Origin of the sequence: Allokutzneria sp. NRRL B-24872 (genome assembly GCF_002155965.1) — a bacterium.
Taxonomy (GTDB): domain Bacteria; phylum Actinomycetota; class Actinomycetes; order Mycobacteriales; family Pseudonocardiaceae; genus Allokutzneria.
In genome coordinates this window covers 1-13,037 of the sequence record NZ_MUMH01000073.1, presented here as the reverse complement: position 1 = coordinate 13,037, position 13,037 = coordinate 1, and the positions used below count along the sequence as shown (strand labels likewise).

The 13,037-nt window shown below is 69.4% G+C and carries 17 protein-coding genes; 9 read left to right on the top strand and 8 right to left on the bottom strand.

The window, feature by feature from the left end; genetic code table 11:
• The first annotated feature begins 204 nt into the window (after window positions 1-204).
• From CCN37_RS19975 to CCN37_RS19945, 7 genes are read left to right on the top strand one after another with little or no spacing between them, the layout of a single operon-like run.
• Window positions 205-639: a MarR family winged helix-turn-helix transcriptional regulator gene (locus CCN37_RS19975; protein ID WP_246843177.1), complete on the top strand. Its 435-nt coding sequence runs from the start codon at window positions 205-207 to the stop codon at window positions 637-639.
• A gap of 32 nt (window positions 640-671) precedes the next feature.
• Window positions 672-1,064, top strand: a complete 393-nt coding sequence (locus CCN37_RS19970) for a molybdopterin-binding protein (protein WP_086823211.1) — start codon at window positions 672-674, stop codon at window positions 1,062-1,064.
• Window positions 1,061-1,810, top strand: a complete 750-nt coding sequence (modA, locus tag CCN37_RS19965) for a molybdate ABC transporter substrate-binding protein (RefSeq protein WP_086823208.1) — start codon at window positions 1,061-1,063, stop codon at window positions 1,808-1,810. Before CCN37_RS19970 ends, modA begins: the two co-directional genes overlap by 4 nt.
• Window positions 1,811-1,812: 2 nt before the next feature.
• Entirely contained in the window at window positions 1,813-2,586 is a 774-nt protein-coding gene (locus CCN37_RS19960) for an ABC transporter permease (RefSeq protein WP_086823390.1), read from the top strand.
• The gene (locus tag CCN37_RS42405) at window positions 2,583-3,617 is read left to right on the top strand and encodes an ABC transporter ATP-binding protein (protein WP_086823205.1); all 1,035 of its coding nucleotides are present in this window, start codon (window positions 2,583-2,585) and stop codon (window positions 3,615-3,617) included. Before CCN37_RS19960 ends, CCN37_RS42405 begins: the two co-directional genes overlap by 4 nt.
• Window positions 3,618-3,651: 34 nt before the next feature.
• Window positions 3,652-4,410: an HAD-IIA family hydrolase gene (locus tag CCN37_RS19950; protein ID WP_086823387.1), complete on the top strand. Its 759-nt coding sequence runs from the start codon at window positions 3,652-3,654 to the stop codon at window positions 4,408-4,410.
• A gap of 32 nt (window positions 4,411-4,442) precedes the next feature.
• Window positions 4,443-5,180, top strand: coding sequence for a maleylpyruvate isomerase family mycothiol-dependent enzyme (locus CCN37_RS19945; RefSeq protein ID WP_086823202.1), 738 nt, complete (start codon window positions 4,443-4,445; stop codon window positions 5,178-5,180).
• 3 nt (window positions 5,181-5,183) lie between these two features.
• On the opposite strand, the gene CCN37_RS19940 is transcribed toward CCN37_RS19945, so the two are convergent.
• From CCN37_RS19940 to CCN37_RS19915, 6 genes are all read right to left on the bottom strand, one after another.
• Window positions 5,184-5,936, bottom strand: a complete 753-nt coding sequence (locus tag CCN37_RS19940) for an ESX secretion-associated protein EspG (RefSeq protein ID WP_086823199.1) — start codon at window positions 5,934-5,936, stop codon at window positions 5,184-5,186.
• A complete protein-coding gene (locus tag CCN37_RS42400; RefSeq protein WP_168200753.1) occupies window positions 5,936-6,478 on the bottom strand; it encodes a DUF3558 family protein in 543 nt (180 codons plus the stop codon). The genes CCN37_RS19940 and CCN37_RS42400 overlap by 1 nt, the downstream gene beginning before the upstream one ends.
• Complete coding sequence (locus CCN37_RS19930; RefSeq protein WP_086823193.1) at window positions 6,475-6,870, bottom strand: hypothetical protein; 396 nt, start codon at window positions 6,868-6,870, stop codon at window positions 6,475-6,477. The genes CCN37_RS42400 and CCN37_RS19930 overlap by 4 nt, the downstream gene beginning before the upstream one ends.
• Before the next feature lies 1 nt (window position 6,871).
• Window positions 6,872-8,053, bottom strand: a complete 1,182-nt coding sequence (locus CCN37_RS19925; RefSeq protein ID WP_086823191.1) for a hypothetical protein — start codon at window positions 8,051-8,053, stop codon at window positions 6,872-6,874.
• Window positions 8,054-8,105: 52 nt separating this feature from the next.
• Window positions 8,106-8,420 carry a hypothetical protein gene (locus CCN37_RS19920; protein ID WP_168200752.1) on the bottom strand — a complete coding sequence of 105 codons (315 nt, stop codon included), beginning with the start codon at window positions 8,418-8,420 and terminating at the stop codon, window positions 8,106-8,108.
• 118 nt (window positions 8,421-8,538) lie between these two features.
• The gene (locus CCN37_RS19915) at window positions 8,539-8,934 is read right to left on the bottom strand and encodes a YccF domain-containing protein (RefSeq protein WP_086823384.1); all 396 of its coding nucleotides are present in this window, start codon (window positions 8,932-8,934) and stop codon (window positions 8,539-8,541) included.
• Window positions 8,935-9,029: 95 nt separating this feature from the next.
• Here CCN37_RS19915 and CCN37_RS19910 point away from each other — a divergent pair, with 95 nt between their 5' ends.
• Window positions 9,030-10,670, top strand: a complete 1,641-nt coding sequence (locus CCN37_RS19910) for an AMP-binding protein (RefSeq protein ID WP_086823186.1) — start codon at window positions 9,030-9,032, stop codon at window positions 10,668-10,670.
• Here CCN37_RS19910 and CCN37_RS19905 read toward each other — a convergent pair.
• Together CCN37_RS19905 and CCN37_RS19900 are read right to left on the bottom strand one after the other, a co-directional pair.
• Entirely contained in the window at window positions 10,667-11,602 is a 936-nt protein-coding gene (locus CCN37_RS19905; protein ID WP_086823182.1) for a R2-like ligand-binding oxidase, read from the bottom strand. The two genes, CCN37_RS19910 and CCN37_RS19905, sit on opposite strands and share 4 nt — an antisense overlap.
• Entirely contained in the window at window positions 11,599-12,210 is a 612-nt protein-coding gene (locus CCN37_RS19900) for a TetR family transcriptional regulator (protein ID WP_371504591.1), read from the bottom strand. The genes CCN37_RS19905 and CCN37_RS19900 overlap by 4 nt, the downstream gene beginning before the upstream one ends.
• Before the next feature lie 88 nt (window positions 12,211-12,298).
• Here CCN37_RS19900 and CCN37_RS19895 point away from each other — a divergent pair, with 88 nt between their 5' ends.
• The gene (locus tag CCN37_RS19895; protein WP_086823378.1) at window positions 12,299-12,964 is read left to right on the top strand and encodes an HAD family hydrolase; all 666 of its coding nucleotides are present in this window, start codon (window positions 12,299-12,301) and stop codon (window positions 12,962-12,964) included.
• The last annotated feature ends 73 nt before the right edge of the window (window positions 12,965-13,037 follow it).

The window sequence follows — 13,037 nt, the reverse complement described above, 5'->3', positions numbered from 1 at the left end:
GCGAACGCCGACAAATCCGCGTGAGCGGCGGAGGGGAGATCGGCCGCGCCGGGTAACATGCCTCACGGTCAAGTAGCTGAGCTGCCAAGCTTCTTGTCCCGAAGATGTTGACGTCGGCGGAGGCGGGGGACCATGGCCAGCGGCGAGAAGCAGGTCGATCCCGGGTTCGGGTTGGACATGTCCGAAGGCGGTGTCCGGCTCGCGATGTGCGGGAGGGCGCTGAGCGCGGCGACGGTGATGTTCCACACCGCGGTCGCCGACCGGATGGGGCTCTCCGTCACCGACCACAAGTGCCTTGACCTGGCCAGACGCGCCGAGGGGCCAGTGACGGCCGGGCGCATCGCCGAGCTGTCCGGGCTGTCGACGGGGGCGGTCACCGGGGTGATCGACCGGCTGGAGCGGGCGGGGTTCGTGCGCCGCGTCCGCGATCCGCACGACCGGCGCAAGGTGCTGGTCGAGGTGCTCGCCAAGGACGCGGGCGAGCACGCGTGGATGTTCCAGGGGCTGCGCGACGCCTGCGAGAAGGCGGTCCAGCAGCACGGTGCGGAGGAGATCGAACTGATCATCTCCTACCTCACCGAGATGACCGAGACCCTGCACCGGGAAACAATGCGGGTTCGGGACCACGACAACGGCTGACATTCCGCAAATGCGGAACTATTGTCGTCATCGTGCCGCAATTTCGAATTAGCGAGGCCGCCGGGCTGCTCGGGGTCAGCGATGACACCGTGCGCAGGCTCGTCGACTCCGGGGCGCTGACCGGCCACCGCGACGCGGCGGGCCGGATCGCCGTGGACGGGGCGGAGCTGGCCGCGCACGCCAGGGACAGCGCGCGCGCCGCCGCTGACCCGACCGGGATCGGCAGCTCCGCGCGCAACCGGTTCGTCGGCCTGGTCACGGACGTGGTCGCCGACCGCGTGATGGCCAAGGTGGAGATCCAGTGCGGTCCGCACCGCGTGGTCTCGCTGATGAGTTCCGAGGCCGCCGAGGAGCTGGGCCTCAAGCCGGGCGCGCTCGCCGTCGCGGTGATCAAGTCGACCCAAGTCGTGGTGGAGACCCCATGAAGCGCACGAGCGCCCTGCTGTTGTCGTCGTTGTCGCTGCTGCTGATCACGGCCTGCACGAGCGGCCCGGAGAAGCGCGAGGTCACGGTCTTCGCGGCCGCGTCGTTGAAGGACGCGTTCACCGAGCTGGAGAAGTCCTTCGAGGCCTCGCACCCCGGTGTCGACGTGCGGGTCAGCTTCGGCGGCTCCTCCGACCTCGCCCAGCAGATCGTCAACGGCGCGCCCGCCGACGTCTTCGCATCGGCCAGTCCGTCCACAATGGACACCGTGGCCAAGGCGGACCTGATCGAGGGCCGCTCCGAGGTCTTCGCGGTGAACACGCTGCGGATCGCCGTGCCCCCGGGCAACCCCAAGGGGATCAGGACGCTGGCCGATCTGACCAAGCCGGGGACCGCGCTCGTGCTGTGCGCGCCCCAGGTGCCGTGCGGTGCCGCCGCCAAGCAGGTCGCGACGGCCGCGAAGCTGACCCTGAAGCCGGTCAGCGAGGAACCCGACGTGCGCTCGGTGCTCGGCAAGGTCGCGGCGAAGGAGGCCGACGCCGGTCTGGTCTACGTCACCGACGTGCTCTCCGCGCCCGGCAAGGTCGAGGGCGTCGACTTCCCCGAGTCCGCCGACGCGGTCAACGAGTACCCGTTGGCGCTGTTGAAGAAGTCCAAGCAGGCGCAGCTCGCCCGCGAGTTCGCCGAGCTGGTGCGCGGTCAGGCCGGTCGTGACGTGTTGACCCGCGCTGGCTTCGGTCCGCCGTGACCCTGCCCCGGCTGCTGTGGGTGCCCGCGTTCCTCGGGTTCGCGGTCATCGTGCTGCCCGTGTTCGGCCTGCTCGGACGCGTCGACTGGGCGCGCTTGCCAGAGCTGGTCAGCAGCGACGCGGCGCTCTCGGCACTCGGGCTTTCCCTGCAGACCGCGGCGCTGTCGACTCTCGTGTGCCTCCTGCTCGGTGGTCCGCTCGCGCTCGTGCTGGCGCGAGCGGACTTCCGTGGCCTGCGATTCCTGAGGTCGTTGGTGCTGCTGCCTTTGGTGCTCCCACCGGTGGTCGGCGGCCTCGCTCTGCTGTACCTGTTGGGGCGCAACGGGTTTCTCGGTCAGTGGTTGGACATCGGTTTCGGAGTGCGACTCCCGTACACGACGGCTGCGGTGATCCTGGCGCAGACCTTCGTCGCGATGCCGTTCCTCGTGGTGAGCCTCGAAGGCGCGTTGCGCACGGCCGGAGAGCGCTACGAGGCGGTGGCGGCGACGCTCGGTGCCGGTCGGTGGACGGTGCTGCGCCGAGTGACGATTCCCTTGCTGCTCCCGGGAATCGGCTCCGGCGTGGTGTTGGCGTTCGCTCGTGCTCTCGGTGAGTTCGGCGCCACGATCGCGTTTGCGGGCAGCTTGCAGGGAACCACGCGCACACTGCCTTTGGAGATCTACCTCCAGCGCGAGTCCGATGTGGACGCTGCCGTCGCGCTCTCCCTGCTGCTGGTGGTGATCGCGATCGTCGTGATCGCGGTGGCCCGGCCGCGTGCGGTGGAGGGACTGCGGTGAAGGCTGAGTTCCAGTTGACGCGCGGTGCTTTCACGCTCGACGTGGCTCTCTCCGTGGAGCCTGGTGAGGTCGTCGCGGTATTGGGGCCCAACGGCTCCGGCAAGTCCACGCTGCTCAACCTCATCGCCGGGCTCGCGCGCCCCGACGCCGGACACCTCGAACTCGGCGGCCGTGATCTCCTTGGCACACCGTCACATCAGCGCGGTATCGGCCTGCTCGCGCAGGAGCCGCTGCTGTTCCCGCACCTCACCGTTCTCGCCAACGTCTCGTTCGGGCCGCGAGCGCAGCGTCGTGCGGACCACCGCGTGATCGCGTTGCGGTGGCTGGAAGAAGTGGACGCTCTCGCGCTCGCCGATCGCAAACCTCGGCAGCTGTCCGGCGGCCAGGCGCAACGCGTCGCGCTGGCCAGGGCGCTCGCCGCCGAGCCCGAGCTGATGCTGCTCGACGAACCGTTGACCGCGCTCGACGTCGACGCCGCGCCCGCGATGCGAGGGCTGCTCCGCCGAGTCCTGCGCGCGCAGAACCGCCCAGCGATCATGGTCACCCACGACGCGCTGGACGCGCTCGTGCTGGCCGATCGAGTCGTGGTGCTCGACGCCGGAAAGATCGCGGAGCAGGGGCCGACGCGCACGGTCCTCACCCGCCCGCGCAGTGCTTTCGCAGCGCGCATCGCCGGGTTGAACCTCGTCGCGGGCACGACCGTTGAGGGTGGTCTTCGCAGTTCAGCAGGGGTGTTCATCGCGGGCCTCGGTAGCGCTGGCGTTGGCGAGGAAGGGGTCGCGGTGTTCTCGCCGACGGCCGTCGCCGTGCACCGGGACAACCCGCACGGCAGCCCGCGAAACGCGCTGCGGGTCCGGCTCGCGGGGATGGAGCCGCACGGCGACCTGATCCGGCTCCGCGCCGACGACGGGCTCGCCGCCGACATCACGCCCGCGGCCGCCGCCGAACTGGGACTGGAGCCCGGCGAGCAGGTCTGGTTCGTGGTGAAGGCGACAGAGGTGGGCGTGCACGCCGCGGACGGGGGAGGATGAAGACGTGACTGAGCCGGTGACCTGGAACTACCTGATGGACATGGACGGGGTGCTGGTGCACGAGGAGCACCTGATCCCCGGGGCCGACGAACTGCTCAAGGAACTGCGGGACAAGGACGTCCCGTTCATGGTGCTCACCAACAACTCCATCTACACCCCTCGCGACCTGCGCGCGAGGCTGAGCCGCACGGGGCTCGACGTGCCGGAGGAGGCGATCTGGACCTCCGCGCTGGCGACCGCGAAGTTCCTCGACTCGCAGCGCCCCAACGGTTCCGCCTACGTCATCGGCGAGGCCGGGCTGACGACCGCGCTGCACTCCATCGGCTACGTGCTCACCGACCGCGACCCCGACTACGTGGTGCTCGGCGAGACCAGGACCTACAGCTTCGAGGCGATCACCAAGGCGATCCGGCTCGTCGAGGCGGGCGCGCGGTTCATCGCCACCAACCCCGACGAGACCGGCCCGAGCCGCGAGGGCGTGCTGCCCGCGACAGGCTCGGTCGCCGCGCTGATCGAACGCGCCACCGGCCGCGCCCCGTACTTCGTCGGCAAACCCAACCCGCTGATGATGCGCTCCGCCCTGCGCGCGCTCGGCGCCCACTCCGAGAACACGCTGATGATCGGCGACCGCATGGACACCGACGTCCGCTCCGGCCTGGAAGCGGGCCTGGCGACCATCCTGGTCCTCTCCGGCATCTCCACCATGGAGACCGCCGACCGCTTCCCCTACCGCCCGACCCGCACGATCGGTTCGGTCGCCGACCTCCTCGGCAGCGCTGACCAGCCCTTCTGAGATTGTCGGTGCCCCCGTCTAGTTTCCTGCGCATGGGCATCGACTACATCGCGACCACGGTGCAGCAGACCGCGGCCTTCACCGCGGCGGTCAGCGCCCCTGGCGCACTCACCAGGCGCGTCCCGTCCTGTCCTGAGTGGACGGTCGCCGACCTGGTCGCGCACCTGGGCGAGGTGCAGACGTGGTGGGAGCACGGGCTGCGCTCGGCCGGTCCGGTGCCCGACGAGGCCGTCGTCGCGGAGCTGGCCGAGCCCGGAGCCGATCTGCTCGCGTGGTGGCGTTCGCGCTCGGAGTCCTTCTTGGAGGTCCTGCGCGAGACCCCGCCCGACTCCGCCTCATGGTGCTGGTGGTCCGACACCAAGCTCACCTCCGCCGCCGAGGTCGCCGAACGCCAGGCACACGAGGTGCTCGTCCACCGCTGGGACGCCGAGAACGCCCTCGGCGCCGCCGCTCCGCTCGACCCGTCGCTGGCCGCGGACGGTGTGCGGGAGTTCCTGCAACGCTTCCTGTGGGGCAAACCGTGGAGCGGGCCGGAGGGCTTGGTGCGCCTGCGCGCCAACGACTCCGGCGACGAGTGGGACATCGCGCTCCGCGCCGCCCAGCCCCGCCGCGTGCCTGTCTACCCCCAGGTGCCCGCCTCCGCCGTCGTCACCGGCACCGCCGAACAGCTCGACCTGCTGCTGTGGCGCCGCATCCCGCTCACCGCGCTCGCCGTCGAGGGGGAGGTGGAGTTGGTGGACGCCCTCGTCCGCTGGACCAGCCTGGACTGATGCCTAGCTGAGCGATCCGGTCAGCAGTTCGGCGAACCGCGTGCCCAGCGCCGCCGCACTGACCGGCGCGAGCGTCACCTGCCCACCGTTGACGCTCGTCACGTACCGCCCCTCGGCCGTGTCCAACCAGCTGAGCGGGTCGATGGACAGCGCCGCCGATCGCCCGTGCCTCGGCTGGACGACCGACGCCTGCCCCATCGCGTCCGCAGCCGAGTAGACCGTCAGAAACCGTTGTGCCTGAAGGCGATCGGCTCCGGCATTGACGAGTGCCGCAACGCCGTCACTGATCAAACCGGAGCGCTGCCAGTCGTCCCCGCACTTCGCCAGCGCTTCCACTGGCACCTGCGCGGACTGCCCACGTCCCGCTCCGCGTTCCGGGAGCGCGCCGACCGCCGCGCCCGGCAACGAGGCATCCGCGAGCCACTGCAACTCAACGCCGTCCCCACGGATCACCGCCCGCAACACGTTCCGGCCCTTCCGAAAGCAGCCGATCCTCTTCTGCCCCTCGCGATCGGTGTGCACCAACGCCAGCTCGACCTCGTGCTCCGCGACGACGCGAAGCGCTCCCGTCAGCTCGTCTCCGAGCCCGTGCCACGCCACCCAGCCCTCTGCCCACGCCCGCGCTCTCGCCCGCTCGTGCTCGTCGGCTCCGTGCTGGAACACCACCAGCGGAAACGGCATCACCCCCAGGCCCAGCCGCTCCCACCACACCTCGTACACCACCGCCGGCACCAGCAACGTCCGCCGCCCCCACATCACGGCACCCGCGGAATGACTCGCTCCGCCACGTGCCGCACCGACGCGCACCCGTCCCGATTCGGGGCTGAATCATCGGAGACGAGAATCGACCACAGGCCTATCGGCGATTCAAACAGTATTCCACAGTCCTCAGGGCCACTCCTGATCTCACCCTGCCCGATGGCGACGCGCCTACCTGAGACAGTGTCTTCTCTTCTGGTCTTCAGATGAGCCGGGAGAATCTTCACCTCTGGCGTGAAGCCGAGGCTTCCTGAGAAGGTGACCCCAACTCCTCCCACTTGCACGTGGTAGAAACATGATGGAGCGTATTTTTCTTCGAGTTTCGGTGAATTCGGCGCTAGTTGCCCCTGTGTCGGAAAGTCAGCGGGTGTCATTAGTCGGCACAAGTCCGCAGCCGTGGGTATGTGTCCAGGAGGTATGGCAGGTCCCAGAGACTCAGTGGCCTGTCCTGCGACAACGGTGGAGCATCCGGAGATGGCAAGAGACGCGCCGACCGCAGCTGCCGTCAACCAGGAAGTTTTCTTGTGGAATGTGTTCACGAGTTGGCTCGCCACTGCAGCTCGGCGCCCTTCTGGTCGTTGGCTTCGAGTGCGTTGGCCATGCCGACCACGCGCCTTTGGAACTCGACGAGGGCGTCATGATATCGCTGCCAGAACCACACGAGCCCGCCTTCCTGATCGGAACTGCGGTGGATGAACTTGTCCCGCATCGCCTGTCCCGCTCTGGTAGCTCCGAAGTCGACAGCCTCCGCCTTCAGGGCGAAATCCTTGGCGGCATCGAGTTCGGCTTTGGCAATGCCTATCAGCTCATTCATGTGCTTGGTGACCCATTCCTTGGTGCCGGCGTCCATGCGGACCTCGCCGTTGGACACCATGTCGGCCACCTCGGCGAGGCCGTCGTTCGCCCAGGGGTCGCTGTTCCAGGTCGTCACGTCATTCCCCGATCACCGGTGGCGCCACCTTGGGCAGTTCGCCGACGAGGTCTTCCACGTACGGGTATCGGCGGTCGTGCTCCTCGTCCTCAGCGCCCTGAGCGGTGCCGGGGACGGCGGGCTGCATGAAGCCGCCCTGCCCGGCACGTCCCACCGTTCCGGGCACGCCGGTGGGGCCACCGCCACGGCCAGCTGGCGGGGTCGGAGCAGCGCCGGGTGCTCGCCTCGGCTCGGTTCCTTGCCCGCCGGATGAGCTTCCGTTGAACGAACCGCCGCCGAACGAACCGCCGCCGAACGAACCGCCGCCGAACGAACCGCCGCCAGGGCCGCTGAGTGGGCCGGTTCCACCGCCTCCGGCAGCGCCGCCGCGACCGGAGTCGAACCCGCTGCCCCCAGACCGTCCACCGTCGACCTGGCCACCGCCCGGTCGATCCCATCCGGTCTGCTCGACCTCGCCTGGCCGCCAGCTCTCCGGAGACGGTGTGGGGCCTGGCCGTCCGCTCTCCGGAACGGGAGAGGGCATGGGCTCAAAGGCACCGCCGCCTCGCTCCCCGGGCAGACCGCGAGGCGGCGTGAAGCCACCGCCTCCGCCGCCCTCTGGCGGGCGCGGGCGTGGGGGTGGGTCGGCGGAGAACACGGATGGGAGGTCGTCGAAGCGCGGGGCGACGCGGTCGGTCCGCTCGGCCTCGCGGTCGAGGGAGCGGCCCAGTTCGATGGCCTCCTGGCGCAACGCCTCCTTGGCCTGCTCTTGGCGGGCCATGCTCTCCCGCAGTGCGGTGATCTCCTCGGGACGCAGCCCGGTGGGCATGGTCTTCGGGAACTCGAGCCCGCCGAGCTTGAGTTCCTTGACGTGCTCGGCGACCTGCTTGACGGCGTGGGCCATGGACACGAACGGCTGCCCGATCCCGCGCGCGATCTGCTCCTGCTCGTCGCCGTAGCTCCTGAGCAGGTCGCCAGCGGCCTTGGCCTTGGTCACCGAACCCGATTCCCAACGGCCCTGGAGCTTGGCCGCGAGTTCGTTCATGCCGTCGGCGAGCCGTTTCGCCCCCGCGCCGCGCTCACTGATCTCGGTCGCGAGCTGCGCGGCGAGCGCGGTTCGCGCATCACCCAGAAGTGCGCGCAGCTCTTCGAGCGACTTCGACTCGTAGTTGTCCCCACCCGTGAAATGCCGGTCTTCGGACACGGACTCCCCTTCCGCCTCACATACCGGACGGTACGGGAAGCGGCGGCGGGCGTCAGCGTTCCGCGGCGGAGCGCGAGCCCTCGGCCCAGAGCTGGACGACCTCGGCCCGGTGCTGGCCCGGCGGTGCCGCCGGGATGATCCGGGTCAGCTCGTCGGCCATGCGCTCGGCGCGGTCGCGGATCAGCTCGGCCCTGCGGGCGATCTGACCGGCGCCGCGCTGCGCTGCCGCGAGGCGGTCGAGCAGATCGGCCTTGAGCCGGAGCCACTCCACGTGCTCCCAGCTCGGGTCGGTCTGTGCGGTGGAGATCCGGTGCATGGCGCGGTCGATCGCGTCGGCGATCTGCCCCAGTTCGCGGTCCACGGTCATCGGGCACCCCCGATCGAAGTCGAACATGTCACGACAGAGATCCGGCAGAGGAGGAGGATCACACGCGACTGTGTTCTAGCTCACCGCATACCCGCACGTCCGAGGGACACGCGGGCATTCACCTGGTGAAGCCGAGCCTGTCGTCAATCCAGGCGATCTCTTGCCCGAGCGGCCACAGAGCGACAGGGATCAGCTTGATGTTGGCGAGGCCGAGCGGGATGCCCACGATCGTCACGCACTGGACGATCCCGGTGACCAGGTGCAGCAGCGCCAGCCACCACCCGGCGACCACCAGCCAGAGCACGTTGCCCAGCGCGGAGCCGAGACCGGAGTCCCCGCGCTTGACCAGCGTCCTGCCGAAGGGCCACAGGCAGAAGTTGGCGTTGCGGAACGCGGCGATGCCGAAGGGGATGGTCACGATCAGCACGCAGCAGATGATCCCCGCGACCAGGTAGCCGATGGCCAGCCAGAACCCGCCGCAGATCAACCAGATCGCGTTGAGGAGAAGTCGCAGCACGCCTCCATGGTGCCCGAACCGCGACGGTGGGGGTTGACCGGGCAACCAGGATGAGTGGCGGCTGTCACAACGCGCGCAGGAGGTAGTTCACCGTGGCTGAGTCCACCGCCCTGCCGAGCTATGCGTCCGGGACCTCCGACGTCCCGCTGCTCGGCGACACGATCGGCGACAACCTCGACCGCACGGTCGCCGCGTTCGGTGACCGGGACGCCCTGGTGGAGCGGGCCACCGGGCGCAGGTGGACCTACCGCGAACTCGCGGAGCAGGTGGACCAGCTCGCGCGCGGGCTGCTCGCGGCCGGGATCGGCAAGGGCGACCGCGTTGGCGTCTGGTCGCCGAACCGGGCGGAGTGGACCTTCACCCAGTACGCGACGGCCAAGATCGGCGCGATCCTCGTCAACATCAACCCGGCGTACCGGGTGCACGAGCTGGAGTACGTGCTCAACCAGGCCGGAGTGCGGTTACTGGTGGCGGCCAAGGAGTTCAAGACCTCCGATTACGCCGGGATGATCGAGGTAGTGCGACCGAACTGCGGAGCACTGGACCGGGTCGTGCTGCTTGACACTCCACAGTGGACTGAGCTGCTGGAGTCCGGGGACGGCGTCGAGCGGGACGCGCTCAGCGCCGCGCAGGCCGGGCTCTCCGCGGACGACCCGATCAACATCCAGTACACCTCGGGCACGACCGGGTTCCCCAAGGGCGCGACGCTGTCGCACCACAACATCCTCAACAACGGGTTCTTCGTCGGCGAGCTCTGCGGCTACACCGAGGCCGACCGGATCTGCATCCCGGTGCCCTTCTACCACTGCTTCGGCATGGTGATGGGCAATCTCGCGGCGACCAGCCACGGCGCGTGCATGGTCATCCCGGCCCCCGCGTTCGAGCCGAAGGCCACCCTCGCGGCGGTCCAGGCGGAGGGCTGCACCTCGCTCTACGGCGTGCCGACGATGTTCATCGCGGAGCTGGCCGAGGACGACTTCGACTCCTACGACCTGTCCACCCTGCGCACCGGGATCATGGCGGGCTCGCCGTGCCCGGTGGAGGTGATGAAGCAGGTCATCGAGCGGATGGGCATGCACGAGGTGACCATCTGCTACGGCATGACCGAGACCTCGCCGGTGTCCACGCAGACCAGGGCGGACGACTCGCTGGACCTGCGGGTGTCCACTGTGGGCAGAGCGCACCCGCACATCGAGGTGAAGATCGTCGACCCGGCGACCGGGCTGACCGTGCCGCGCGGGGAGCAGGGCGAGCTGTGCACGCGCGGGTACTCGGTGATGCTCGGCTACTGGGAACTGCCCGACAAGACCGCCGAAGCGATCGACGCGGCGCGCTGGATGCACACCGGCGACCTCGCGGTGATGGACGAGCAGGGCTACGTCGGGATCACCGGGCGCATCAAGGACATGGTGATCCGCGGCGGCGAGAACATCTACCCGCGCGAGATCGAGGAGTTCCTGTACGGGCACCCCGACGTCCTCGACGCGCAGGTCGTCGGGGTCCCGGACGCGAAGTACGGCGAGGAGCTGATGGCGTGGGTGCGCATGCGCCCCGGCGCCGCGCCGCTCACCGCTGACCTGGTGCGCGAGTTCTGCACGGGCAAGCTCGCGCACTACAAGATCCCGCGCTACGTGCACGTCGTCGACGAGTTCCCGATGACCGTCACCGGCAAGATCCGCAAGGTCGAGATGCGCGAGCGCGCCGTGGAGATCCTCGCCGCGCACCACAGCTAGACGGCGAGCGCTTCGGCGTCCTCCTCGCCGAAGCGCTCTTCGAGCTGTTCGGGGGAGTAGTCCAAGTCGATCTTCTCAACCGGTACGCCGCGAGCGGACTCGATCGCGCCGAGCCGTCGTTGCGCGCGGTTGGCGGCGTACTCGACGAACTCCTGCACGTCGAGCTCGAAGGGCTGCTCGTCGAACTGGTCGTAGACCCACTGGATGGCGCTGAGCGCGTGGGGCAGCAGCTCGCCCATCCGCTCCTGCACGATCTGCCAGTTGCGGTCGTCGGCCGCGACGTGCCGACGGCAGGTGAAGGTGCCCCACGCCATGTGCCTGCGCTCGTCGTCGCCGATCCGCTTCACCAGCTCCTGCATCCCGGGCAGGATTCCGTTGGTCACGCACACCTTGTTCCAGGCGAAGTACCCGGTCAGCGCGAGCGTGCCCTCGACGACGTGGTTGTAGGTGACGCTGGCGCGGACCTGGTTCTCCGGGCTGGGGTCGGTCTCCAGCACCCGCAACGACCTGGGCAGCTCGTCGAAGAAGATCGCGCGGTAGCCGGGGTTGTCGGCGACGTAGGAGTGCAGGTCCTCGTCCAGTCCGACCGCGTCCAGCCAGCGCCGGAACACCTCGGTGTGCTTGGCCTCCTCGTACGCGAACTGGGTCAGGTACATCTCGTCGCCGAAGCGGCCCTCCGAGGACATCGCGCGCAGGAACGGCTGGATGTCCTCGGTCACCGCTTCCTCGCCCGCGATGAACATCGCGCACAGGTAGGCCGAGCCGCGCCGCTGCTCGTCGGTCAGCGACGCCCAGTCCTCGGCGTCCCGGCTGAAGTCGATGTCGGCGGGGTTCCACTGCCGGGCGTTGCCCTTGGTGAACAGCCGCAACGGGAACGAGTCCCAGTTGAGGCCGCCGCTGCGGAGTGAGTGGAAGCTCTGGCGACTCGTCATGACCGCTCCTCTGCGGTGGACAGGTACGGGGTGAGCAGCACCCGCGCGACGGCTGCCACGGCGTCGGCCGCGTGGGCGACGGTCCCGGTCGGCAGCAGCAGGTGGCTCAGGGTCAGCCGGACCGTGGTCTCGGCGTAGAGGTCGGCGGTGTCCTCGGGCACCCCCGGCAGCCGCCCGCGCAGGTGCTGGCTGACCAGATCGGTCGCCGAGCGCAGCACGGGCTCGCCCTTGATCGTCAGGAACGGCAGCATGTCCTCGGCGCCCGTCCCGGTCAGGATCGAGCTGACCAGCGGGTCGCGCAGCGAGCGGTCGAGGATGTGCCGCACCGCGCGGTGCGCCCCGGTCAGGAAGTCCGGTGCCTCGTCGAGCGCGGCGGCCGTGCCGTCCAGGAAGTCCGCGGTCACCCGCAGCGCGACAGCCTGGACCAGGGCCTCCTTGTTGCCGAACTCGTTGTAGACGGTCTGCCTGCTGACCCCGGTCGCGGCGGCCACGTCGGCCATCCGCAGCCCCTGGAAGCCGCGTTCGGAGAGCAGGCGGGTCGCGGCGTCGAGCAGGTCCTCCCGCAGCGACGCCTTGACCTTGGCCGTGAAGGGTGTGATCTGGCCCACTCGCCCAGCTTTACATGGATGAGCGGTATGTAAAAGAGGTGGACGCGAAATCGACTTGTGTCAACACCGTAGTGTCGCCACCGTGGCCATGCTGACCGTGGGTTTCGACCTGGACATGACGTTGATCGACCCGCGACCGGGCATGCGCCGGGCGTTCGAGGTGCTGGGCGGCCAGACCGGCCTCCCGCTGGACGGCGAGAGCTTCGCCAACAACCTCGGCCCGCCCCTGCAGGACGAGTTCCGCCGCTACGTCACCGACGAGGCCCTGGTGACCTCGCTGGTCACCGAGTTCCGCGCGCTCTACCCCGACATCGTCATCCCGCGGACCGTCGCGATGCCCGGCGCCATCGAGTCCGTCGCCGCCGTCCGCGAACTCGGCGGGCGGGTCGTGGTGGTCACCGGCAAGTACAAGCCCAGCGCCTCGCTGCACCTGGAAGCGCTCGGCATCGAGGTCGACCACCTCGTCGGCGAGCTGTGGTCGGTCGCCAAGGCCGACGCGCTGCGCGAGTTCGGCGCCCAGGTCTACGTCGGCGACCACATCGGAGACGTGGTCGGGGCGCGCGCGGCGGGCGCGGTCGCCGTCACGGTGCCCAGCGGCGCCTGCGACGCCGACCAGCTCACCGAGGCCGGGGCGGACGTCGTGCTCGGCGACCTCACGGAGTTCCCCGACTGGCTGCGCGGGTGGGTGGGCACCGGGCAAGCCCTTGATCTTCGCCACGAACGGCGCAGCCTCGATCAGCAGAATGCGCCGTAACCTGTCGCTGTACCGGTGATTCTCGGTACGCTGACGATTCGCGCGTCCTGGGCCCGCCTAGGGCCTGTCCTCA